At 41.8% G+C, this 25,642-nt stretch carries 19 protein-coding genes and 1 riboswitch; of the genes, 16 read left to right on the top strand and 3 right to left on the bottom strand.

The genetic code is table 11. The features are described from left to right. Positions 1–407: 407 nt before the first annotated feature. Positions 408–3,011, bottom strand: coding sequence for an IPT/TIG domain-containing protein (locus RH061_RS21040; protein WP_311072715.1), 2,604 nt, complete (start codon positions 3,009–3,011; stop codon positions 408–410). 140 nt (positions 3,012–3,151) lie between these two features. Continuing rightward, a riboswitch (cyclic di-GMP riboswitch) is annotated at positions 3,152–3,235 on the bottom strand. Positions 3,236–3,434: 199 nt separating this feature from the next. Between RH061_RS21040 and flaG the strand changes: the two genes are divergently transcribed. The 8 genes from flaG to prfB all read left to right on the top strand — a co-directional run bounded on the left by flaG (position 3,435) and on the right by prfB (position 11,899). After that, complete coding sequence (gene flaG / locus RH061_RS21035; RefSeq protein ID WP_311072714.1) at positions 3,435–3,785, top strand: flagellar protein FlaG; 351 nt, start codon at positions 3,435–3,437, stop codon at positions 3,783–3,785. 9 nt (positions 3,786–3,794) lie between these two features. Beyond that, complete coding sequence (locus RH061_RS21030) at positions 3,795–5,297, top strand: flagellar hook-associated protein 2 (RefSeq protein WP_311072713.1); 1,503 nt, start codon at positions 3,795–3,797, stop codon at positions 5,295–5,297. A gap of 30 nt (positions 5,298–5,327) precedes the next feature. Continuing rightward, on the top strand, positions 5,328–5,729 hold the full coding sequence (fliS, locus tag RH061_RS21025; RefSeq protein ID WP_311072712.1) for a flagellar export chaperone FliS: 402 nt from the start codon (positions 5,328–5,330) through the stop codon (positions 5,727–5,729). Beyond that, positions 5,729–6,073, top strand: coding sequence for a flagellar protein FliT (locus RH061_RS21020; RefSeq protein ID WP_311072711.1), 345 nt, complete (start codon positions 5,729–5,731; stop codon positions 6,071–6,073). The genes fliS and RH061_RS21020 overlap by 1 nt, the downstream gene beginning before the upstream one ends. A 258-nt stretch (positions 6,074–6,331) precedes the next feature. Further along, on the top strand, positions 6,332–6,877 hold the full coding sequence (gene hpf, locus RH061_RS21015) for a ribosome hibernation-promoting factor, HPF/YfiA family (protein ID WP_311072710.1): 546 nt from the start codon (positions 6,332–6,334) through the stop codon (positions 6,875–6,877). A gap of 109 nt (positions 6,878–6,986) precedes the next feature. Further along, positions 6,987–7,829: a DUF1028 domain-containing protein gene (locus RH061_RS21010; protein ID WP_311072709.1), complete on the top strand. Its 843-nt coding sequence runs from the start codon at positions 6,987–6,989 to the stop codon at positions 7,827–7,829. Between the two features lie 341 nt (positions 7,830–8,170). Further along, positions 8,171–10,684, top strand: a complete 2,514-nt coding sequence (gene secA / locus RH061_RS21005) for a preprotein translocase subunit SecA (protein ID WP_311072708.1) — start codon at positions 8,171–8,173, stop codon at positions 10,682–10,684. A 104-nt stretch (positions 10,685–10,788) separates the two neighbouring features. Next, a protein-coding gene (gene prfB, locus RH061_RS21000; RefSeq protein ID WP_311072707.1) for a peptide chain release factor 2 occupies positions 10,789–11,899 on the top strand; the annotation gives its coding sequence in 2 pieces (ribosomal slippage) (positions 10,789–10,860 and positions 10,862–11,899; 1,110 coding nt in all). Positions 11,900–12,158: 259 nt separating this feature from the next. On the opposite strand, the gene RH061_RS20995 is transcribed toward prfB, so the two are convergent. Beyond that, on the bottom strand, positions 12,159–13,109 hold the full coding sequence (locus RH061_RS20995) for a nuclease-related domain-containing protein (RefSeq protein ID WP_311076486.1): 951 nt from the start codon (positions 13,107–13,109) through the stop codon (positions 12,159–12,161). A gap of 899 nt (positions 13,110–14,008) precedes the next feature. Then, a complete protein-coding gene (locus tag RH061_RS20990) occupies positions 14,009–16,591 on the bottom strand; it encodes a CoA-disulfide reductase (protein ID WP_311072706.1) in 2,583 nt (860 codons plus the stop codon). 542 nt (positions 16,592–17,133) lie between these two features. Here RH061_RS20990 and RH061_RS20985 point away from each other — a divergent pair. The 8 genes from RH061_RS20985 to RH061_RS20950 all read left to right on the top strand — a co-directional run bounded on the left by RH061_RS20985 (position 17,134) and on the right by RH061_RS20950 (position 25,513). Then, positions 17,134–17,997, top strand: coding sequence for a YitT family protein (locus RH061_RS20985; protein WP_311072705.1), 864 nt, complete (start codon positions 17,134–17,136; stop codon positions 17,995–17,997). Between the two features lie 50 nt (positions 17,998–18,047). After that, positions 18,048–18,362, top strand: a complete 315-nt coding sequence (cccB, locus tag RH061_RS20980; protein WP_023613784.1) for a cytochrome c551 — start codon at positions 18,048–18,050, stop codon at positions 18,360–18,362. A gap of 443 nt (positions 18,363–18,805) precedes the next feature. Next, positions 18,806–19,492 carry a cell division ATP-binding protein FtsE gene (ftsE, locus tag RH061_RS20975; protein WP_192469973.1) on the top strand — a complete coding sequence of 229 codons (687 nt, stop codon included), beginning with the start codon at positions 18,806–18,808 and terminating at the stop codon, positions 19,490–19,492. Next, positions 19,482–20,375, top strand: a complete 894-nt coding sequence (gene ftsX / locus RH061_RS20970) for a permease-like cell division protein FtsX (protein WP_192469974.1) — start codon at positions 19,482–19,484, stop codon at positions 20,373–20,375. Before ftsE ends, ftsX begins: the two co-directional genes overlap by 11 nt. Before the next feature lie 100 nt (positions 20,376–20,475). Then, the gene (locus tag RH061_RS20965; RefSeq protein WP_192469975.1) at positions 20,476–21,783 is read left to right on the top strand and encodes a murein hydrolase activator EnvC family protein; all 1,308 of its coding nucleotides are present in this window, start codon (positions 20,476–20,478) and stop codon (positions 21,781–21,783) included. Between the two features lie 428 nt (positions 21,784–22,211). Beyond that, complete coding sequence (gene ltaS, locus RH061_RS20960; protein ID WP_192469976.1) at positions 22,212–24,143, top strand: lipoteichoic acid synthase; 1,932 nt, start codon at positions 22,212–22,214, stop codon at positions 24,141–24,143. Positions 24,144–24,407: 264 nt separating this feature from the next. Next, on the top strand, positions 24,408–25,088 hold the full coding sequence (locus RH061_RS20955) for a DsbA family protein (protein WP_311072704.1): 681 nt from the start codon (positions 24,408–24,410) through the stop codon (positions 25,086–25,088). Beyond that, on the top strand, positions 25,088–25,513 hold the full coding sequence (locus RH061_RS20950) for a disulfide oxidoreductase (RefSeq protein ID WP_192470176.1): 426 nt from the start codon (positions 25,088–25,090) through the stop codon (positions 25,511–25,513). Before RH061_RS20955 ends, RH061_RS20950 begins: the two co-directional genes overlap by 1 nt. Positions 25,514–25,642 lie beyond the last annotated feature (129 nt).

The following is a 25,642-nucleotide window of genomic DNA, read 5'->3' as shown; positions in this document are numbered from 1 at the left end:
TATCGAGGTATGAGTGTGACTTGGAGGTTTTTTTATTACTGAAAGTTCAAGCGGATTAATGCTATAAACAACAATGAAAAATTATAAATAGCCACCCTCAAATTAATCGAGGGTTTCAGTGAAAGTTTAAGAAATACCACAATCGGTTAGTGACATACTGCCTTAAAGTATTCCATTCTAAAGCTGCCTGGACAATGTTCGCAACGTTCTTCACCATCTCAAATCTCGAAATTTAGTTAAAGAACAGTATAGTTCAGAAGAGTTTTTAACCAAACAATTGAAGATTTATCCCCTACTAAATCACAGACCAACTCAAAAAAAATTAAAGAACGCGCGTCGATTAAATATCGACACGCGTTAATTCTATTATATTTGGTTGATAATACCATACGTATTGTCTTTTTCCATTAATAGTAAGTATAGGTTATTGAGGCTTGAGCACCGGCTCTGTCAACTGTTATGTCTACAGGTCCAGGAGCTGAAGCCGCTGGCATTTTAATACGGATCCTGGTTGTTGCAAGGAAAGTATATGGAACTTGTTGGCCGTTAACCGTTACGGTCATTAAGCCATTAAAATTCGTTCCATAAATATATACTAAATTACCTCCGGCAATAGATCCACTAGTGACTGATAGTTTAGTAACTGTTATTGGGAGAGGTTCGTAGTTATATCCATCAGCAAGAGTGGATTCTTGTAAATCTGGGTTAACAACCTTTACTGTAACATTTCCGGTAATTGATGAGACTGGTGTTCTAACCTGAATTTCAGTCGCGCTGACAGAATCGATTGTGGCTGAACGATCGCCAAAGTATACCTTTAAACCACTTTTAAAGTTTTGGCCTGTAATTATAACCGTCTCATTTCCACTAATTAAACCTGAGTTATCTGAAAGAGAAGTGATAATTGGCGCAGGGTCAGGTACCGGTTCAGCATAAATGAATCCTCCTGCAAGGATAGCAGACTGGCCATCGGGATTAACCAGTTTTACATCCGCTGTATAAGGTTGAGTGCTTACTGGAACAGTAATCCTAATCTTACTTGTTGTTACAAAAGAAACTGACGCTTCCTGATTCCCGATAAAAACCTTTGCTGTTGGTGAAATGTTTTTACCAAAGAGATAAACCGTTTTCTGTTCCCCAATCATTGCTGTATTGTCTGAAAGATAGCTGATTTCAGGAGCAGGAGGTGGCGGTGGTGCTAAGTATTCATATGCAGCAGGCAACTCCGACTCAGAAGCATCAGGATTTTGAGCCTTAACGTTAACAAGTCCTGTGGACGTCCCGGCAGGAACGCTGACCCTAATCTTCGTAGGACTCGCATAATAGTTTACAGGTGCTTCCTTATCGCCAAAGTAGACCTTTACGTTTGTATCGAAATTTTCACCAATTAGATAAACTGATTCACCGCCTGTTAACAAACCAGATGTAGCAGATAAGCTTGTTAACTTAATGGTCGGTTTCGGAGCTGGAGTTAAATAATTATATGCATCTGCTTTTTCTACCTCAGTACCATCAGGATTTATCACCTTAACCGATACAAAACCATCTATTGGCGATGCTGGAACTATCCCATAGAGCTTGCTTACAGTAGAAAATTCAGTCTGGGCTTCAATACCATTAATCAGTACTTTGGCACCACTCATGAAATTAGACCCGATAACAGCAATTCTATTTCCTCCATCCATCGGTCCCTCAGCAGGAGTGACATAACTCAAGGTAGGATCAGCATAATAATTAAAATCCCCTAATGCAAATTGTCCATCACTATTCAAGACTTTTACTTTTGCAGTTCCTTGAGCACCAATTGGGGTTGTAACAACTATCTCTGTATTGCTTTCAGACGTAACAGTTGCTTCATAATTACCGAAGTAAACCTTAACACCAGGAAGAAAATTCATTCCTGTTATTGTAACGATTTCCCCACCTGTAGTTAACCCTTTATCAGAGTTAATGATAGATATAACGGGTTTAGGGTTTAATACTTCCATTATAGGGTTTACTGTATTCATTACATAGCTATTCATGTTGTTGTCCACAAATGAGGTATTAGTAGTTCCCAATGAATAACGCCCAGCTTTAGTAGTATCCTTGGCACGTATCTGATACTTCAATGTTAATTGATCTGTTTTTAGTTCAGTGATATTCCATACTAGGGTGTTACCGGTAACTGTTGGCTTTGGAATATTATTATCATATGATCCTGGTACAATTTCAAACTCAGGAGAGATTGTATCGGTAATATTTACATTATAAGCGCTTGCTAATCCAATCTCTTCTACTATTTGTTTATATACATCTGATAGACCGACAGAACCCAGAACAAAATGATGGTGTTCTGCTGAAGTTGACATATCCTTCAATAGCTGATTGGGTGCACTTGAATTAGGATCTTCTGTTGGTCCGAGTAATGCGATAGAGTAAAATATAATTCCTTGATCTTTTGCAGCTTGTGCACTTGCTAATGCATCTGCCTCACTGTTTGCCGCACCATCTGTAAGGATTACAATAGTTGGCTGCGCTTCTGGGCGATGGTTTGCTAGAATGTTGGAGGCGGTCCTTATAGCATCTCCGGTATTAGTGCTTCCGCTAAGTTGTATGCTGTCTACATAAGATTTTGCTGCGGATGCATCAGTAGTTAAAGCGAAAGACCCTGAGTAATCACTAAAGTCAACGATTCCAACACGATGTTTTGTCAGATCCATCAAATCTATAAACTCTTTGGTAGCGGTTTTTGCGGCTTCTAGCCTATTATCCATTTGCATACTTCCTGATTTGTCCACAATCAGAATTACGTCGTTTGGTTTAACAGTTGTGGTGTCTTGGGGTGTACCTTGAATTGTTAATGTAACCTCTGTTGTACTGTTTTCAACCAGGCTATTTGTCTCTACCGTTTTATTTACGGCTACTAGTGAACTTCCAGACATTGTTGTAGCGCTTGCAGAGTAGGGCAACAATGAACCGGTGAGAAAAACAAGCAAAGTCAGAACCTTAAGAAAGAAAGAGTTTTTCATCGGCAAATTTCCATCCTTTGTTATATTTTTTTTATTATAAACAACTGGATCCCCCAACTATTAGAGGTAAGTTGATAGTAATGTAAAAATGAAAAAAGAACCTTAAGGATAAGGTTCATAGGTACATAGTCTATGTTCCTTGAGGTAACCGGCTGCCATCTGTTAAACAGAACAGGCCCATGGCTTTGCGTCCTATAGTTTCCTATAGTTTGCCTTTAACACTTTAGGATATATGTGAGTTTTAGTCTATTATAATAGTTTGCTTATGTTAAATTAATAGGCATTTAGTCCTATTTTGGTAATATTTTCTGATTTTTTTAGAAGAGCAATTTTGTAATGAAAATAAATCTCCAAATGAACTAAATTAATTTGCTTTAATTCCGATAAAACTATAAAGACTGTTAAAACCAGGGGGAGAACAAGATGATTGAACGATTATCATCGAATAATTTTACCTCACAACTTAGAAATGTAGAAAACATCCAGATGCAGGAAGAATTAGTTAAATTACCGGAGGAAGAAAACTTCCAAAAAGAAGGTCAGTCAATTTCAAGGTTAAAAGTAGAAGAAGTTGTAAATAAAATAAACAAGTTTATGGAAAACTCTCCAACATCCTTGAAGTTTGAATTTCATGAAAAACTAAATGAGTATTACGTAAAAATAATAGATGATAAAACTAAGGAAATAGTAAGGGAGATACCGCCTAAGAAAATGCTTGACTTTTATGCAGCGATGACAGAGTTTATTGGGCTAATGATAGATAAAAAGATTTGAGGTGATTATATGTCAGGAATGAGAATAGGTGGATTGGCAAGCGGCATGGACATAGATCAGCTTGTAAGTGACTTGATGAAAGCTGAACGCATACCTTTAGATAAACTGAACCAAAAAAAACAGTATATGGAATGGCAACGAGATGATTATCGGGATTTGAATAAAGCCCTATTAGAATTTGACACTTTAATTTTTGATAGTGTTTTGAAAAAGGCTTCCTACATACAGAAGACCATTTCAAATACTAATCCAGGTGCCGTCTCGATTAACAACATTAATTCTACATCTGATTTCTCAGGTACAATTGAAGTTCATAACTTGGCTTCTGCAGGCAGTATGTATTCGAATTCTCAAGTTACAATTGACCCAACAGTTAAATTAGCGGATCTCGGAATAGGGAGTCAGGCAATAACCATTAGATCAACTGCCAAAGATGGTACCCTTGGAACAGAGAAAACGGTCACTATAGATTCCGCAACTGATACGTTAGATAGCGTTATTGCTAAAATCAACAGCCAGACCGATGTATCAGCATATTATGATAAGACAAAAGGCACATTATCTCTTATTGCTAAGAATACCGGAGATGTTTTAAATTCCTCAGAGATCGTAATTGGAAGTGATGGTAACTTTTGGACACAGATGAATATGGCATCAGACAATGAAACAGCAAAGTTACAGGGAACTGGTGCTTCTGGAGTTAATGCTTCTTTAACGTATAATGGAATGCCTATTGAAAAATCAACTAACACATTTAATATTAATGGTGTTGAATTTAAATTAAACAATACAACTACAGAACCTGTTACCTTCTCATCTTCTACAGATACAGAAGCTGTTTTAAGTACAATTATGAAGTTTGTAGATGGATATAATTCTTTAATAGAAAATATACAAGGAAAGCTGGAAGAAAAAAAATATAGAGACTTTCAGCCTTTGTCAACAGAACAAAAGGATGCAATGAAAGAAAAGGATATTGAACGTTGGGAAGAAAAAGCTAGAAGTGGAACACTTAGAGGAGACTCAATTCTTTCAGGTGCACTAAATAATATGCGCTTGAGCTTATATACAACTGTAACGGGGCTTACTGGAACAGATAAACTTTTTGATATCGGTATTACAACCTCTAGTAATTATCGTGATGGTGGAAAACTAGTCGTAAATACAGAAAAATTAAAAGCGGCTATTACAGAGAATCCAAATGCATTATACGATCTTTTTTCAAAAGAAGGAACTGGTGATGCGCAAGGTCTAGGACGTCGATTAAGGGATACCTTGAAAGCTACCATGGTTAATATTGAAAAACGTGCAGGTAAAACAACAAGTATCAATAACAATTTCACAATTGGACGAACTTTAGATAGTATTGATGACCAAATAGATCGTTTTCAAGAACGCATGATAAATGTGGAAAATCGTTATTGGCGTCAGTTTACAGCTATGGAAAAAGCAATTCAACAATCTAACAGTCAATCTATGTATCTAATGCAGCAATTCGGTGGCGGGTACTAAAATTCCCTTTCTAGAAAAGGAGAGTAAAAAATGGCAATGAATAACCCCTATCATTCTTATAAGCAAAACTCAGTTACCACTGCTTCACCGGGGGAACTGACTTTAATGCTATACAACGGATGTTTAAAGTTTATTAATCTTGCAAAACAAGCTATACAAATCAAAGATATTCAAACAAAGAACACAAATATTTTAAAAGCGCAAAAAATCATACAGGAGCTTATGGTTACGCTTAATATGGATCTTGAGGTTTCCCAAAGCATGATGTCCTTGTATGACTACATGAACCGTAGGCTGATTGAGGCAAATATAAAGAACAATATCGAAATTTTAGATGAGGTGGAAGGTCTTGTCACCGACTTTCGTGATACCTGGAAGCAGGCTATCCAGATTAATCGTCAAAAGCAGCATAACCAGGGCGGAATGGCCTAGTGAGTGCTGTAAAAGAATTTCTTCAATTGACCGATCAACTGATTCAGCTTTTGGAAAGTTCTGAAGGTGACAGGGATAATAAAATAGCTCAAGCGGAACAACTTTTGGAGAAACGGGAACTATTAATGGAAGAGATACTTCCTCCTTATACACCCGAAGAAACGGAACTCGGTAAAAGGCTGGTTCAAATGAACCGTAGAGTGTCACAACTCTTGCTGGCCGAAAAAATTTCAATCCAAAAAGACATTAAGGGCTTGCAGATAAAAAAAGAGTCCAATTCCAAGTATGTGAATACATATCAAAGCCTTGCATCGGACGGCATGTTTTATGATAAGAGGAAATAGGTGGAAGCTTTGAACACCTTAAGTGAAAAAAGGTTTTTTGATCCAACCACTATAATAAAAACTTGGCTTTATTAATTCAATGAACCGCCCAATCCCGGGCGGTTTTTTCATATTCGGACAAGCACCTGCAAATTATCCACTATTCCGACAGTAAAAACAGACATAAAATCGTCAAATCTTCTGACTGTTTTTGAAGGAGTTCTTTGGGGTAAAATAGAATTAGTAATACATAGTCATATCCCAAAGGAGGAGTCCACTATGAACTACAACATTCGTGGAGAAAACATTGAGGTAACGCCAGCAATCAGAGAGTATGTAGAGAAGAAGGTTGCGAAGCTTGACCGGTATTTTACCGAGTCACCCAATGCCAATGTGAACGTTAACTTGAAAGTTTACCAGGATAAAAAATCAAAAGTTGAAATTACAATTCCAATGAAGGACCTTGTGCTTCGCGCAGAGGAGCTTCATGAAGATATGTATGCTGCGATCGATTTGATCACTGATAAGCTTGAGCGTCAAATCCGCAAGCACAAAACAAAGGTCAACCGCAAATTCCGTGAAAAGGAAAGCCTGAAGGATTACGCTCCAATTTTCACTGAAGTTGAGCAGGTTGAAGAAGACGAAGATCTTGAAGTTGTCCGTACTAAGAGTTTCGACCTGAAGCCAATGGACAGCGAAGAAGCGATCCTGCAGATGAACATGCTAGGCCACAGCTTCTACGTGTTCACAAACGCTGAAACTAACCAAACAAATGTTGTTTACAAGCGTAACGACGGCCGCTATGGTTTGATTGAAGCTCAATAATAATCTAACACTCTACCCACAGTCAGAAATTGGCTGTGGGTTTTAATTTGTTCATAGGAAGGAAATTTTATACCGAGTGCCGAAATAATTTTTACAGGAGGCGATACATATGACATTTTCTATCGTAGGTTTTGATCCGCAGGAAAAAGAATGGGGAATTGCGGTACAATCTAAATTTCTTGGAGTAGGGGCAGTAGTTCCTTTTGCGAAGGCGGGAGTGGGTGCTGTGGCTACGCAGTCTTATGCGAATACAGCATATGGGCCTCAGGCGCTTGAGTTGATGGCGCAGGGGAAATCGGCTGAGGAAGTGATGGAGCTGATCACAAAGGATGACCCTGACAAGGAGATGCGCCAGGTTGGCTTGATTGACGCCGAGGGCAACCCAGCAACTTTTACAGGAACTTATTGCTATGACTGGGCAGGCGGAGTGACTGGGAAGCATTTCGCGGCACAGGGTAATATTTTAGTAGATGAAAATACAGTTAAAGCAATGGCTGAAACGTTTGAGTCAACGGAAGGTTCGCTCGCCCACAGGTTGCTACAGGCACTTAACGCTGGCCAGCAAGCGGGTGGCGACAGCAGAGGCCAACAGTCAGCGGCACTTCTTGTTGTCAAGGAGAAGGGCGGCTACGGGGGCTACAATGATCGTTATATCGATCTTCGAGTCGATGACCATCCGGAACCAATCACCGAGTTGATACGCATCTATGGCCTTCAGCAGCTTTATTTTGCCAAGTCAAAGCCGGAGAACGTTGTCGCAATCGAAGGAGAAGTTAAGGAAACAGTCGTCCAGCACCTTAAGCGTTTGGATTACCTTAAGGCAGACCCATCTGACGACGAAGATCTCCACAAAGCGCTCACTTCCTACATCCACACCGAAAACTTTGAAGAAAGAGAACAGGAGAAAAGTAAAATAGATCTGGAAGTTTTGGAGTTTATGAAAAACCAATAATACAAATCATCCCTCTGTCAACTGGCAGAGGGACTTTTTGCGCCACCCCCGATTGGTTGTCACCCCCTGTTGTTAGTGGTAAAATGGTAATTAGAAATAAATCGAATTTTTCTAAAAGGGATTCGGTGCGTTTACAGCGAATCTTTTTTCTTTGGGACATTAAATAGAATTCACTTCGAGAATTGGCCAGCTCCAGCGCCTAGCCCCTCGAGTCGTTTCGGTCCGCCCAATGAAGTCAAAGAACGACTTCACCGGTCGGCCCTCCAACGCTTGTCGGGGCTGGACAAGGCGCTTGCGCTTTTCGAATTCAACGAGATACAATAGATAAAAGGAGCGTCTGTATGGGGATTTTAACGAAAATTTTCGACCAGAATAAACGCGATATCAAGAAATTGACGAAAATGGCGGATCAAATTGATGCGCTTGCAGGTGATATGGAAAAGCTTTCTGACGACCAGCTTAGGGAAAAAACGGAGGAGTTCAAAAGCCGTTACCAGAACGGCGAGTCTACTGATGACTTGCTGACTGAAGCATTTGCTGTTGTACGTGAAGGTGCAAAGCGTGTGCTTGGTCTGTATCCTTATAAAGTCCAGCTGATGGGTGGTATTGCTCTTCATGAGGGGAATATCTCCGAGATGAAGACTGGTGAAGGTAAAACCCTTACAGCGACAATGCCAGTTTATCTGAACGCGATTACTGGGCGCGGTGTGCACGTTATCACGGTCAACGAATACCTCGCAAGCCGTGACGCCGTGGAAATGGGCAAGCTGTATGAGTTCCTTGGCTTGACTGTCGGCTTGAACCTGAACAGCATGACGAAGGAAGAGAAGCAGGAAGCGTACCGTGCTGATATCACTTATGGTACGAACAACGAGTTCGGCTTTGACTATCTGCGTGACAATATGGTGCTTTATAGTGATCAGAAGGTTCAGCGCCCATTACACTTCTGTGTAATCGATGAAGTTGACTCCATCTTGATCGATGAAGCGCGTACACCGTTGATCATTTCCGGCTCTGCGCAAAAATCTGCCGCGCTTTACATTCAGGCGAATGCATTCGTTCGCACTTTGAAGCGTGAAGAGGATTACACTTATGATGAAAAAACGAAGGGTGTCCAGTTGACTGAGGAAGGGATCACGAAGTCCGAGAAGGCTTTTGGTATTGAGAACCTTTTCGACATCAAGCATGTGACATTGCTTCACCATATTAACCAGGCGATGAAAGCCCAGGCGAGCATGCACAAAGATGTGGATTACGTCGTCCAGGATGGCGAAATCGTTATCGTTGACCAGTTCACTGGCCGTCTGATGAAGGGCCGCCGCTACAGCGAAGGCTTGCACCAGGCGATCGAGGCAAAAGAAGGCCTTGAGATCCAGAACGAGAGCATGACGCTTGCGACAATCACATTCCAGAACTACTTCCGTATGTACGAAAAGCTGTCCGGTATGACGGGTACAGCGAAGACTGAGGAAGAGGAATTCCGCAATATTTATAATATGAACGTTGTCGTCATCCCGACAAACCGTCCGATCGCCCGTGACGACCGTCCGGATTTGATTTATGCAAGTATGCAGGGCAAGTTCAAGGCAGTAGCCGATGACATTGCTGAGCGTCACCAGGCCGGCCAGCCGGTTCTTGTTGGTACTGTTGCAATTGAAACGTCGGAAATCATTTCTGCGTTTTTAACGAAAAAAGGCATCAAGCATAATGTCCTGAACGCGAAAAACCATGAGCGTGAAGCGGAAATCATCGCGGAAGCCGGTCATCAGGGATCGGTTACAATCGCGACGAACATGGCAGGCCGTGGTACGGACATCAAGCTTGGCGAGGGCGTTAAAGAGCTTGGCGGCCTTGCGGTCATTGGTACGGAGCGCCACGAGAGCCGTCGTATCGATAACCAGCTTCGTGGACGTTCCGGACGTCAAGGAGACCCTGGTGTGACGCAGTTCTATCTTTCCATGGAAGATGAACTGATGCGCCGCTTCGGTTCTGACAATATGAAAGCGATGATGGAGCGCCTTGGCATGGATGATACCCAGCCGATCCAGAGCAAGATGGTTTCAAGAGCCGTTGAATCTGCACAAAAACGTGTTGAGGGCAACAACTTCGATGCGCGTAAACAATTGCTTCAGTACGACGATGTTCTTCGCCAGCAGCGCGAAATCATCTACAAGCAGCGTGACGAGGTTCTAGAGTCTGAAAATCTTCGCGATATCGTAGAAAGAATGATCAGGTCAGCATTGGAGCGCAATGTCTCTGCCCATACGCCAGCAGGCGAGGATATGGAAAAATGGGATCTGAACAGCATCATTGACTATGTGAACGGAAATCTGCTTCACGAAGGCGACATCACTGCTGAAGACCTTCGCGGCAAAGAGCAGGATGAAATCATCGAAGCCATCATGGCGAAGGTGAAAGAGCGCTATGATGAAAAAGAAGAAATGCTGACAGACGAGCAAATGCGTGAATTCGAAAAAGTTATCGTACTTCGTTCGGTTGACTCAAAGTGGATGGACCATATCGACCAGATGGACCAGCTGCGCCAGGGTATCCACCTGCGTGCGTATGGCCAGATCGATCCACTGCGCGAATATCAGCATGAGGGCTTCGCGATGTTCGAAAACATGGTCCTATCCATCGAAGACGATGTTGCGAAATATATCATGAAAGCTGAAATCCGCAGCAACCTTGAGCGCCAGGAAGTAGCGAAAGGCCACGCGGTGAATCCAAAAGAAGGCGAAGGCGGCAAAGTGAAGAAGAAGCCTGTCGTCAAATCAATGGATGTCGGCCGTAATGACCCATGCATCTGCGGCAGTGGCAAGAAATACAAGAACTGCTGCGGTAAAGCAGAATAACTTAAATAAATTTTTCAATTAAGAGGGCCGGATCTCGGCTCTCTTTTTCCTTGGAACATACAATACGGTATAATGGAAAGTAACTTATTTATGAGGTGAATGATATGGAATTAGCAGATATCAGGAATGAGCTTGAAAAAACAGCTAAGAAATTAGCGGACTTCAGGGGGTCTCTTTGACCTCGAAAATAAAGAAGCGCGGATTGCTGAGCTAGAAGATGGCATGCTTGCGCCGGACTTTTGGGATGACCAGCAGAAGGCACAGGTTGTCATCAACGAAGCAAATGCGCTTAAAGAACAGGTGAATGTTTTTAACGAGCTTAATGAGACATATGAAAATCTTGATTTGACTTATGAGCTTGTAAAAGAGGAAGATGACGCGGACCTTCGGGAAGAACTGGAGAAGGAGCTAATCGAATTCAAAGAGCGCATGAGCGAGTTTGAACTTCAATTGTTGTTGAGTGAAGAGCATGATAAAAATAATGCAATTCTTGAATTGCACCCGGGTGCTGGCGGAACGGAATCCCAGGACTGGGGGTCTATGCTGTTGCGCATGTACACGCGCTGGGCAGAAAAGCGCGGGTTCAAGGTGGAGACTTTGGATTATCTTCCTGGTGATGAAGCTGGAATCAAGAGTGTTACTTTGAAGATAAACGGCCACAATGCATACGGCTATTTGAAGGCGGAAAAAGGCGTACACCGATTGGTGCGTATTTCGCCATTCGACTCTTCAGGACGCCGTCATACTTCATTCGTATCCTGCGAAGTTATGCCAGAATTCAACAACGAAATCGAGATTGAAATCCGTACGGAAGACCTGAAAATCGATACGTACCGTGCAAGCGGCGCCGGCGGTCAGCACATCAACACGACTGACTCTGCCGTCCGGATTACGCACTTGCCGACGGGTGTCGTTGTATCATCCCAGGCAGAACGTTCACAGATCAAGAACCGTGAAACGTCGATGAAGATGCTGAAAGCAAAGCTTTACCAGCGCGAAATCGAGCAGCAGCAAGCCGAGCTGGACGAAATCCGCGGCGAGCAAAAAGAAATCGGCTGGGGCAGCCAGATCCGTTCCTACGTATTCCACCCGTACTCCATGGTCAAGGACCACCGCACCGGAGCCGAATCCGGTAATGTGCAAGGAGTCATGGACGGGGATATTGATATGTTTATTGATGCTTATTTGAGGTCTAAGTTGAGTTTGAGTGAGTAAAGTTGATCCGCATATGAGTTTTAGGAGTCCCCCACCGGGTTGGCGGGGGATTTTTAGTGTTTAAAAGCACTAATTTGGGGTGCTGGAAAAATTATTCTCTTACTAAATAGCGAGAATTGCATAAACTTTATACTGAATTGCGTACAAGTCACGGATAATCGCACAAACAATTATATTAATTGCACGAAAAAAGACCATATTCGCATAATCTACCATATACTAGAAAAACCTCCTCACCCAAAAGGTAGAGGAGGTTCATTCATTTATTAGAATACACTCTATTTTTTGTACCGCCTGTATGCTGCAGATTCATATTTCCCAGCAAGTATGTTGCGACAGTACGTGATGGTATTAGGAGGAATCTTCTTAACTGCTTATTCGTAATCGTCGGCCCTAACAGGAACAAATAATCGAGAATCGCTTGCTCATGAGCACTTGTTGAGGTGGTTTTACATTGTGGACAGAACCATTTTCCTGAGATGCGTTCCATAGGGCCGCGGCTGCAGGCTGGGCAGAGGACACCAGGGAGAATTTCTGAAGGAGAGATATTATATCTATCAATAGTGGCTTTCTTAGGTTCGTGGCTTTTAATCAGCAATTTCGTCAGTTTTTTTATTTCCTTCATTGATAAGATTTCTTTTTGATGTCGCTGTTGATACTCAGCAACCTTAAAGACTAGTTTTCCACCTTTACATACACGATCGTAAATTTCTTGATTTTTGCTGGGATTTTGAAGGATGGAACCGGTATTGCTGTATGTGACGAGGAATTCTAGTGGAAGAGGAGTAAGCTGATGATTTATCAGCCAGTTCCTGAATTGATATATTTGCCTTTTTACCTGTAGTACTGGATCATCGTAAACTTCTGCTTGGTCATTATGTTTTCTCAGCACCTGGTTAAAATCAGGATCGAATTCAATGATTCCTGGCATATTCTTATTTTCAATCAACAGGGCGAATTTAGTCGATAAGAGAAGGAAATCGATTTGGAAGTAGTTGGGGCCAAGCGGAATTCGGAGGTCCTGGAAGATGTAAAAATCCTTGTCGTCTAAAAGACTAATATAATAGTCCATGTCCTGTTCACCTTTGAAACCGGCTCTCTTGATAAGCAAATCTTTAAGGATATCTTGCCTCTTAGGATGGTTTGGAGGAAGTCTGCGAAGTAGTGCTTCATTTACGAGGATTCTTAGTGGAATTGTTCTTTGTTTCACTATCAAATGATTCACTCCTTAAGGTTAATGAGTATGATATTCGACAGCTTTCGTTAAAATCCTTCCTAAAACCGGATGGATATTATTCTTTTAATAATGCACAAACATATACACAGTACCAACGTATAATCACTAGTAAAGAAAAGAGATAATTCAAGATTCAGTCTGCATATAAGTATAAATCTAAAAGGTAACCTTCGACTAAAACATCGGTTTAACCCCAATTACCTACTTTCACAATCCATGTATTAAGAGAGATTACTCAACCAAGATGTAGGGCAGAACCAAGTGTGATTTCTCCATAAATATGTAGATTGAAAAAAGGTAACTTTCAACTCAAACATTGGTTTAACCCTCAATTACCAATTTTCAGCAACCCCATGCATTTAGAGAGAGTACTCAACAAAATGTAGAGCAAAGCCACGTGTGATTTCTCCATAAAAATGTAGATTAAAAAAGGTAACTTAACTAAAACATGGGTTTAACCCATAATTACCTATTTTCAGCGACCCCATGCATTTAGAGAGAGTACTCAACCAAGATGTAAAGCAGAGCCAAGTTTGATTTCTCCAAAATATGCAGATGAAATAAGTGATTTTCACTTAAAATATCGGTTGATCCCTCAATTGCCGAGAAAGAATGCTATATCTAGAATTAGAGATACTCAAAATAAGACAGATATCTATATAATCGGTGAAAAATTAAATGTAAATTGCTGCTGGAAAAATTATTCTCTTAAGAATGAATGATAATTGCGCGAGAATCGTGAATATATGCAGGGAGATTTTAATTAATTGCACATAAAAAATGAATAATTGCACGAAAATCCCCCTTAATTGCACAAACTCCCTAAAAAAGGAAAAGCGGCCATCCGCAGAAGGCCGCTCCCCAAATCAATATTAGATAAACAAATTCAATCCAGAATCCTCAGCGTCACCGAGATAAGCTGCTACGCCGCCGATTTCGACTCCGTCGATGAGTTCTTCTTTTGCGATGCCCATGATGTCCATGCTCATGCCGCAGGCTACTAGCTTGACGCCTGCCTCCATAGCGTTTTTCATCAAGGTTTCAAGACTGTCGACGTTTTTGTAGGCCATGACGGTCTTGATCATCCTGGAGCCCATGCCTCCCATGTTCATCTTGGACAGTGGCAGGTCGTTTGCGCCCTTCGGCATCATCATGCTGAACATTTTTGCCAGCATGTCTTTCTCGGTTGATGGTGCGTCGTTGCGCTTCAGGATGTTCAGTCCCCAGAAGGTAAAGAACAAGGTTACTTCTTTGCCCATCGCCGCCGCGCCGGATGCGATGATGAAGGTTGCAATTGCCTTGTCGAGGTCGCCGCTGAACACAACCATCGTTGCGCCATTTTTAGCAGGAGCCGCAGTTGGTACGCCAGTTGGAACTCCAACAGGAGCTGCCATCGTGTTCATAGTCACAACCACATTGCCCTTCATGATTTGCGCTTTGAACTTCTTATCCTCAAACTTGTTGCTGATCAGCTTGTTGCCTGTCTTCTCACACCATGCTTTGATATCCTTCGCGAAGCCTGGGTCTGTTGCGTGGACTTCCATCACCTCGCCGTCCTGCATGTCGCCAATAGTCTTAAATACCTTCATGATCGGACCAGGGCAAGACAGGCCGCAAGCATCAAGAGTTGTCTTTACAGTCGGCGGTGCAGCTGTCACGGCAGGAGCTGCGGGTGCCTGAGCAACAGGAGCCGCCTCAACAGCCAATCCAACACTAGACTGGGCAGCGCCAGCAGCGATTTCTTCCATCGCAGCATTATGCTGGGCAACGCCATTGTCGCTGATCGGTGTACCACAGTTCTTACTTGCATCTGGCTCATACACGCAAGAGTAAGTCTTGTATCCGCCATCCAAATTACGAACTTTGAATCCCGCCTGCATCAGGATACGTGTAGCTAGGTAACCGCGAAGGCCGACCTGGCAGTAAACGTACACTTCCTTCGTCGGGATTTCACCGAGGCGGTCGCGAAGCTCGCCAAGCGGAATATTCACAGAACCCTCGATCATACCCATATCGCGCTCGATTGGCTCGCGGACGTCAATTAGGTAGCCACCGTCAGCAAGGATGTCATTGATTTCATGCCATTGCACCGTTTCCACGAGGCCTTCCGCAATATTTTTCGCTGCATAGCCCGCCATGTTGACTGGGTCTTTTGCAGAAGAGTATGGAGGTGCGTATGCCAGTTCAAGATCCGGCAGATCGAAAATCGTCATGCCGCCTTTGATGGCAGTTGCCAGAACGTCGATGCGCTTGTCGGCACCATCATAAGATACAGCCTGTGCACCGAAGATTTTTCCTGTCTCGCGGTCAAAGATTAATTTTAGCGCGATTGGGAATGCTCCTGGATAGTATCCAGCGTGAGAGCTTGGGTGAACGTGCACGACATCGTAAGAAATACCAAGACGCTTCAATGTCTTCTCATTATTTCCTGTTGCCGCAACAGTCATGTCGAACACCTTCGCGATCGATGTGCCAAGCGTGCCCTGGTATTTTGAATCGATGCCGTTGATATGGTCAGCGACGATGCGTCCCTGGCGGTTGGCCGGCCATGCAAGCGGGATGTGAGTCGCCTGTCCGTTGATATAATCCTTCACTTCAATTGCGTCGCCAATTGCGTAGATGCTTTCGTCAGCCGTCTGCAGGCGCTCGTTGACACGGATGGCACCACGAAGTCCTAGCTCCAGCCCAGCTTCCTTAGCCAATTTATTTTCAGGAGCAACGCCAATCGCAAGGATAACAAGATCAGTGTCAATTTGCTTGCCGCTGTTCAGGTTGATGGTTTTGCCGTTCTTTTCAAAAGATTTTACGCCGTCTTCAAGAATAAGGTTCACGCCTTTTTCACGGAGGTGCTGGTGTAAAATAGAAGCCATTTCAAAGTCGATTGGCGCCATGATCTGGTCAGCCATCTCTACGAGTGTTACTTCAACACCGCGTTCCCAAAGGTTTTCAGCCATTTCAACACCGATGAAGCCGCCGCCGATGACTGTCGCTTTCTTAGGCTGCTGCTCATCAACATACGCTTTGATTTTATCAGTATCAGGAATGTTGCGAAGCGTGAACAATGCTTCTGATTCATTGATGCCCGGGATCGGAGGCTTAATTGGGCTTGCACCTGGTGATAAAACAAGCACATCATAGTTTTCTTCATAAGTTTCGCTCGTTTTAAGGTTCTTGATTTCAACCACTTTGCGCTCGCGGTCGATACGTGTGACTTCGCTCAAGTTGCGAATATCCATGTTGAATTTCTTTGACATGCCTTCAACTGTCTGTACTAGCAATGCGTCGCGTTCCTGAATCGCACCGCCAATATAATAAGGAAGTCCGCAGTTTGCAAAAGAAATATATTCACCGCGTTCGATCATCACGATTTCTGTCTGTTCATCCAATCTTCTTAAACGAGCAGCCGTTGTAGCTCCGCCAGCAACTCCACCTACGATTACCACTTTTTTAGCCATATTCATTACCCTCTTTCTGAAAAATTTATATAGTTTCGATTTGTTATTGGTCAGTTACTTACAAGCTCTTTATTTACAATCCGCAATCTACAGTCTGGCCAGATGCTGGACCCGGAAATTGTGTAATGGTGAGCATGTGAGGTATTAAAAAAATGTATTTTTCTTTTCTACAGGAAAGACTAATCAATATGACCGCCTCCTTATACGTGAAATATATCACAAAGTACGACTAGGGGTAAGGGTATTTCGTGAAACGTCAAAAATTGTTCATAATATCACAAACTCATCTAATTCCTATAAAATTTTGCTTGCAAAATAAACTAGACGAATTGTTTCTATAATATAGGGTTTGTTTTACAGTAAATAGTGTTAGTGAAAGGATAATATTTGTTTTCACATCAAATAAGCCGCAAATAACGCAACTCCAGGGAAGGTTTCAAAATCAACTTTGCTCCTTTAACACGGCGCACTGCTAGCGTTTACAGAAAATTCGACACGTGCTATACTCACTGACGGCATTAAAGGAAAAAGGAGATAGGACTGTGAAAAAACGGCGAAATCATACGATAAATCCAACTTTAGAAAAGCTGATTGAATATGTATATGTGTTGATTGGTTCTGGAATTGTAGCTGTTTCGTTCAATGTGTTCTTGCTGCCGAACCGGGTTGCTTCCGGCGGGGTCAGCGGGATCAGTACGATTTTGGATGCGACGCTTGGCTGGGAGCCTGCGTATGTGCAGTGGGCTTTTAATATCCCGCTGTTTATCGCAGGGGTTGTTTTACTCGGGAGACAATATGGGTATAAAACTCTTGCAGGGACCATTTTCCTTCCATTTGTCGTGTTCCTGACGAATGACGTAAAGCCATGGACTCTCGATCCTTTGCTTGGATCATTGTTCGGAGGCATCGGTGTCGGTCTCGGCCTTGGCATTGTTTTTAGAGGAAACGCTTCAACTGGCGGTACAGACTTGGCAGCGCAAATTATCCACAAGTACACTGGGCTATCGCTTGGAACCTGCGTGGCGTTGATTGATGGACTGATTGTATTATCTGCAGCGATTGTATTCGATATTGAACGCGGTCTATATGCGTTGATTGGGCTTTATGTGACCAGCAAAACGATTGACCTTGTGCAGGTCGGCATCGGGCGCTCGAAGATGGCAATGGTCATTACAAACCAACAGGATGAAGTTCGTGAAGCGATTTTGAATAAAATAGACCGCGGAGTGACAAAACTATCAGCATACGGCGGCTATACGGATCAGGAACGGCCAATTATCATGTGTGTTGTGGACCAGACGGAGTTCACAAAATTGAAACAATTGGTTCAATCCATTGACCCATCAGCATTTGTCATTGTAATGGATGCTTCTGAGGTATTGGGTGAGGGTTTTAAAAGAGCTTGATATTGGTATAAAATAGTCGTGTATGCAAAATTTTCTTAGGGGGAGTTAAGTTGAAGAAGAAATTATTGGCTCTATTAATGGGAACCTCCTTGGCACTGGCAGCTTGCGGCGGGGGCGGCGACGAAGCTGGCGGCGGGGACACAGCTGGTGCGGATCCAGAAAAGCTCTATAATCAAAAATGCTCTAGCTGCCATGGCGGTAACCTGGAAGGCGGAGTTGGACCTAAGCTAAGCGATGTAGGTTCACGTTTGTCACAAGAAGACATTGAAAGTGTAATCGCTAACGGCCAAGGCTCAATGCCTCCAAAACTGCTTGAAGGCGACGATGCATCAGCAGTGGCTGAATGGCTGGCTAACAAAAAATAAGAGTTTTAAGGAAACGTCCTGATGACAGGGCGTTTTTTTATGCTGTTCTTTCCAATACAACCATAGTGAAATTGCTGTCTTTATACATTTTCGTAAAATCGCCAAATTATTTAGCAATTCAGCAAGCTTCACAAAATGTCCATACAAGTTACGACAAATACTTGTTACATTGCAGTAATAAAACTAAAAATTCTACTAAATGGGAAAGTGGATAATACCAGTATTTTACTAAGTGAATAGCTTGCTTGGGAAGCAGAATTACCGTCAAAACAATAGATAGGATATCCATCACAGGAATTTAGTGGAACAAAATACCTGATTTGAAAAGAAACTGTAATATTTAAAAGGGTTTTTTTACTATAGGGAGATGCTATAATAGGTTTGTTACAAATTGTCGAAGTTTAGCCGTGTGTTTAAGACAAACTATCTAAGGTGATACAAAAATGATAGATATGCAGGATGTGTATAAAACATATTCTAACGGCATCGTTGCCGCTAATGGAATTAATGTTCATATAGATGCAGGTGAATTTTTATACGTAGTAGGGCCCAGCGGTGCTGGAAAATCCACTTTTATAAAAATGATGTACCGGGAGGTCAAGCCTTCCAAAGGTTCCATCATAATAAATGGTGTCAATCTAGCCAAGCTAAAGGACAGCAAAGTACCATTGCTTCGCCGTAATATTGGCGTCGTGTTCCAGGACTTCAAATTGTTGAACACTCTTTCAGTCTATGAAAATGTCGCTTTTGCGATGGAAGTAATCGAGGAACAGCCGCAATATATCAAGAAGCGTGTAATGGAAACCCTGGAACTTGTCGGACTTAAGCACAAGGCAAGAGCGCTTCCTACCGAGCTATCGGGAGGGGAACAGCAGCGTGTTGCCATTGCTCGTTCAATTGTGAACGCACCAAAAGTGGTGATTGCCGATGAGCCAACTGGAAACCTTGACCCCGATACCTCATGGGAAATCATGAACATTTTCGAAGAGATTAACTTAAGGGGAACCACGATCGTCATGGCCACCCACAACAAAGAAATCGTCAACACAATCACGCATCGCGTCATCGCGATTGAGAATGGCAGGATTGCCCGTGACGAAATGAAAGGTGAATACGGATATGAAAGCTAGAACATTTCGCCGCCATGTCCGGGAGAGCTTTAAAAGCTTAGGCAGGAATGGCTGGATGACGTTTGCCTCCGTAAGCGCCGTTACAGTTACCCTGCTTTTGGTCGGTGTCTTTTTCGTCATTATGATGAATTTAAATAAAGTCGCAACCACGATCGAGGAAGATGTAGAAATCCGGGTCCATGTGGATGTAGCAGCGAACGACAAAGATAAAGAGGTATTGGAACAGCGAATCAACCAGGTTTCTGGTATTAAAAATGTGACCTATTCTTCCAAGGAACAAGAACTTAAAAGCCTTATTGAGAGTCTGGGAGATGAAGGAGAAGCTTTCCAGCTGTTTGAACAGGACAATCCTTTGAACGATGTGTTCGTCGTAAAGACGAAAAACCCAACTGACACAATGAAAGTTGCCAAGCAGATTGAGAAATTCGAATATGTCGCTACTGTAAAGTATGGGCAAGGCAAGGTTGAAAAGTTATTCAGTTTTATAAAAGTAAGCCGCAATGTTGGACTTATCCTGATTGTTGGACTGCTTTTTACAGCCATGTTCTTAATTTCAAACACTATCAAAATTACGATTATGGCACGTAAACGAGAAATTGAGATTATGAGACTTGTCGGTGCTACCAATGGTTTTATCAGATGGCCATTCTTCCTTGAAGGCCTTTGGCTGGGAATCCTTGGGGCAATGGTGCCGATCGCGGTAGTCTCTGCAGCCTATTATTACGCTTATGACTTCATTAACGATAAACTGAAAGACCATTTTATCAAATTGCTTGAATTCAATCCGTTTGTATACCAGCTGTCTGCAATCCTGATCATCATGGGTGCGGCAATTGGAATCTGGGGAAGTCTCATGTCCGTCCGTAAATTCTTAAAAGTGTAAGGAAGATAGTAAAGTCTTCCTTAACACTACAAAGCCAATAGACGATAGATAGAAAGACAAAGTTACGAAACTATCATGAGTAAGAGAGGGGAAAGATCTAGTGAAAAAGCAGATACTCTCACTAGCAGTAGTCAGTACTTTAAGCCTGGGTTCTTTATTAAGCCCATTAACAGTTGATCAAGTAAAAGCTGCAAGCATTTCGGACTTGCAAAAGCAAAAGGAAGAATTACAGAATAAACGTTCAGGCATCAACGCTGAAATTAGCCAAAAGAAATCAAAGATTGATGAACTGCAAAGTGAGCAAGAAAAAGTGAATGAACAAATCAAGACTCTTGATTTTGCTGTTGCTGAAGCAGAGGAGAAAATCCAAGTGAAGAATGCTCAAATTGACCAGACAACAGGAGAGATTGAGCAGTTAAAAGTTGAAATTGCGGAATTGATGAAGCGTATAGAACAGCGGAACGAATTACTAAAGGACAAGGCACGTTCCTTCCAGGAAAACGGCGGTACAGTTAACTATATTGATGTATTGCTCGGAGCTAATAGTTTCAGCGACTTCGTTGACCGTGTGAGTGCAGTCACAACAATTGTACAAGCAGACAAAAATATCCTTGAACAGCATAAACAGGATAAACTGGAGCTTGAAACGAAACAACAAGAGGTAGAAACGAAGCTGGAAAACTTGAAAGAGATGAAATCAGAACTTGAGGTTTTAAAGGTTGAACTGAATACACAAATCAAGGAAAAGAATAAATTAATGAGCACTTTAAAACAAGAAGAAGAACAGATGGAAGCTGCGGCACTATCATTAGCAGAAGAAGGGGACCTACTTGCCGCTCAACAAGGGGCTTTGCAGCAGGCGATCGCTCTTGAAAAGAAGCGACAGGCCCAAATTGCTGAGGCTGCTAGAAAGGCAGAACTGGAAAGGCAACGAGCTGCAGCGTCAGCCAAAAAAAGCGGCAGTTCTACGAGTACCGGAGACTCTCAAGCAGTATCGGCACCACCGGCTTCTGGGGGCATGATTCAGATGCCTACAAACGGTAGAATTACGTCGAATGTCGGGGCACGGTGGGGATCTTTCCATGCCGGCCTTGACGTAGCAAATAAAGCTTCAAATGTTCCTATTGTTGCGGCTGCTGATGGTGTTGTAATCCGTTCTTATTATTCTTCAAGTTACGGAAATGTTATTTTTGTGGCACATTCACTGAATGGGCAGACATGGACAACTGTTTATGCCCACATGAGCGACCGCCGTGTAGGTAATAATGAAGTGGTAACCCGTGGCCAAAGAATTGGGACTATGGGAAATACAGGGCAATCTTTCGGTCAGCACTTACATTTTGAGCTTCACAAAGGTTCTTGGAATGCGTCAAAATCAAATGCAGTAAACCCACTTGCCTATATGTAATCACTTGCCTATATATAATCTGGAAGAGACTTTTTTCTCTTCCTTTTTTATTTCCCCGGTATAACTCAATGTGAAACTTGCAATGATTTCCAAGTAGCGAAAGGGTTACGAGAGTTCGTTATTATACTTTTAGTAATTCATCTAATTTTTAGGATTCAGTTTAAGAATGAGGTTTATTGTGAAATGAAAAGAATATGATTCTTTATTTTCTCGAAAGCAGATGTATAAAAGGTACTGTTCAAATTGGATTGTTATGTAGAAAATCCGGGTAAAACGGGTTGTGAGGTTATAAATAATCATGGAGAACAGAATAATGGGAAACATTTACATCCCTTTGTTTGCTGAATAATATTTGAAGGAAATGTTTACGATATGCTATCCTTGTATACATTCAGTCTATTATCTTAGTTTAACAAGCAGGTGATTACATGAAAAAAACACTTTATAATAAATATTTAGGATTCTTCTTTTTAGCGGTTACTCTTCTTTGGATTAAAACATACCTTGCTCAACTGACACAGTTCAGCTTGGGAATTGAAGGTGAGTTGCAAAAGTTTTTGCTATTCCTGAATCCCTTAGGATCTATAATCCTTATATTGTCCCTAGCCTTCTTGTTAAAGGGAAGAAAAAAATACTATGGCGTTATTGGTCTATCCTTTATTATGTCTTTCCTATTGTATGCTAATGTTCTTTACTACCGATTTTTTAATGATTACATTACGTTGCCTACAATCACTCAGGCTCAAAATTTTGGAGATGTCAGCGGCAGTATCGGCTCACTGTTAAGAGGTTATGATATCTTGTTTTTTATGGATTTAGCAGTGCTTTTAGCATTGTTTTTATCCGGAACGATAAAACCTGACAACTCAAAGACTGGTAAAAGGTTACCAGTCGCTGTCGTATCTATTGCGTTAGGCGTATCATTTTTCAATCTTGCCCTAGCGGAAAAGGATCGACCTCAATTATTGACGAGAGGGTTCGACCGTAATTATATAGTGAAGTATTTAGGTATGTATAACTATACGCTATATGATGCTGTCGTTAGCACTAAAGCATCCGCACAACGGGTCCTTGCGGATAGCGATGATCTTACAGAGGTAATCAACTTTACGAAATCGAACCATGCTAGGCCAAACCCTGAATATTTTGGAGCCGGAAAAGGGATGAATGTCATCTACTTTCATCTGGAGTCAATGCAGAATTTTTTGATAGACTACAAGATGAACGGTGAGGAAGTAACGCCGTTCCTAAATTCGTTAAAGCGAGATCCAAATACTCTTTATTTTAATAACTTTTTTCACCAAACGGCACAGGGAAAAACCTCGGATGCAGAATTCATCCTTGAGAATTCGCTTTATGGTTTGCCACAAGGCTCTGCTTTTACAACGAAGAGTTTAAATACGTACCAAGCAGCCCCTGCTATTTTAGGGCAGCAAGGTTATACGTCAGCAGTGTTCCATTCAAATGGCGGAAGCTTTTGGAATAGGAATGAAGTTTATAAATCATTTGGTTACAATAAGTTTTTTGATTCTAGCTATTACGAGATGCAAAATGAAAAAAATCTAACTGATTACGGATTAATGGATAAGCCATTTTATCAGCAATCCATTCCGTTATTGGAGTCGTTGCAGCAACCGTTTTATGCGAAATTCATTCCAGTCACCCATCATTTTCCTTACAAAATTGATGACTCTGAGGCAACGATTCCACCAAACACAACGGGCGATCCAACAGTTGATGGTTATTTCCAAACGGCACGATATGCAGATGAAGCACTAGAGCAGTTCTTTAATTATTTAAAGGAATCGGGTTTATACGATAATTCCATCATCGTTATGTATGGAGATCATTATGGGAATTCAGAGAATCGTAATAAGGCAATGGGCGAGGTAATCGGCAAGGAGATTACTCCTTTTGAAAATGCAGGTTTGCAGCGAGTTCCTCTTTTCATTCGGGTTCCAGGAATTGAAGGTGGGATAAATAGTGAATACGGAGGACAAATCGATCTCCTGCCAACTCTACTTCATTTGCTCGGCAAAGATACCAAAAATTATGTACAGTTTGGTACAGATCTTTTATCGGAGGAACATGATGAACTTGTCCCATTTCGAAATGGAGATTTTGTCAGTCCATCATTAACATTCGTGGATGGAAAAGTATACGATTCTGCCACTGGAGCAGAAGTTGAGGATGATGCTAGCCTGCAATTAGCAAAAAAATATCAGAAAGCGGCAGAAGGTAAACTCCTGTTATCTGACAGCGTCATTAATGGGGATTTGCTCCGATTTTATACACCTGCCGATTTCATTCCGGTAGATCGGTCGCGTTATAATTACGAAAAGATTTATCCGAACGAGTAAATATGAAGGTGTCCCGTAATTTGATCATACAGGGGCACCACTTTTTTTGAATTTATTCTTGTATTGACCGAGTGTAAAGAGAGTCCTTCGGGAATCTTAATAAATGGTTTCGATGGATTATATTAAGCTGTTATTAGATTATTAATCTTTCATATTAGCTTTTAGAAGTCATAAAATATTCAAAACTCTATTTGAATAACAATAGTCTATTTGATAAAATTAAGGCTGTCGGTAAACTCATGAAACCTTTACAGGAGGAGAAATATGGTTCCAAAAAATAATTCATTCTTTAAAATGGCAGTCATTATAACCCTTGTTGTAGTAGTAGCTCTGGCAGCATTAGTTATGATCAATTCGAAGTCAGAAACAAATCCTGACACAACCAGAGACAAATTACCGCCGATCGAAGGGCAGCCTACATTGGGAGTGGCGGATGCACCAGTTACTGTAGTTGAATTCGGTGATTATAAATGCCCAGCATGCAAAGCCTGGGGAGAACAATTCTTTCCCACATTAATTAAAGATTACATTGACCAGGGAAAGGTGAAATTTGTATACATCAATGTGCTGTTTCATGGTGAAGAATCTAAAGTGGGATCAGCTGCTGCAGAAGCTGTCTACAAACAGAGTCCTGAAGGTTATTGGCAATTCCATAAACAGTTATTTAGCGAACAACCAGGTGCCGATCATGACTCTAACTGGCTTACAGAGGAAAAGGCATTAGAAGTTGCTTCCACTGTACCAGGGATTGATTTGGCGGTACTGGAAAAAGATATGCGAAGCCAGGAGATAAAAGATGAGTTGGACAAAGACACTGCACTAGTAGAGGAATTTAAAGTAGAGAAGACTCCAACCATTATGGTGAATGACACGATACTTGAAGATCCTTTTGATTATGAGTTGATCATTTCCTTAATAGAAGAAGGCTTAAAGGAAAAACAATGATGAAAAGCGTAAATGGCGAGCAAATCTACCTTTATTTAGCCTGGGTTGTTTCACTGATGGCAACCTTGGGCAGTCTGTATTTCAGTGAAATAGCAGGCTTTATTCCCTGTGAGTTATGCTGGTACCAACGCATTCTTATGTATCCTTTGGTGTTGCTATTAGGAATTGCGACATTTCAAAATGATACAGCTGTAAAAAAATTCGTATTGCCTTTAGCTGTCATAGGTTGGCTGATATCTCTTAATCACTACCTAGTACAAAAGGTTCCTGGATTTGCACAAGTTAAACCTTGTGTCAGTGGTGTTCCATGTACGGCTCAATATATCAATTGGTTTGGTTTTATAACCATACCATTCTTAGCATTCACAGCATTTACTCTTATTATCATTTTTATGGCTCTATTGATTAAGCGCAAGAACCGATGACATAGCGAGCTGTCCCTTTTCCTAATGGGGCGGCTCTTTTTGTTTTTTGGTCGCTTCATACTGGGGCTGATTATTCGATTTGCTTTTGAGGGATATTAAAAAAAATTATTATCTTTGACATTCAAACAC

The sequence above is a fragment of the Mesobacillus jeotgali genome (assembly GCF_031759225.1).
GTDB lineage: Bacteria > Bacillota > Bacilli > Bacillales > Cytobacillaceae > Mesobacillus > Mesobacillus jeotgali_B.
The sequence above is the reverse complement of the archived record's forward strand: the minus strand, read 5'-3'. Positions and strand labels throughout refer to the sequence as shown.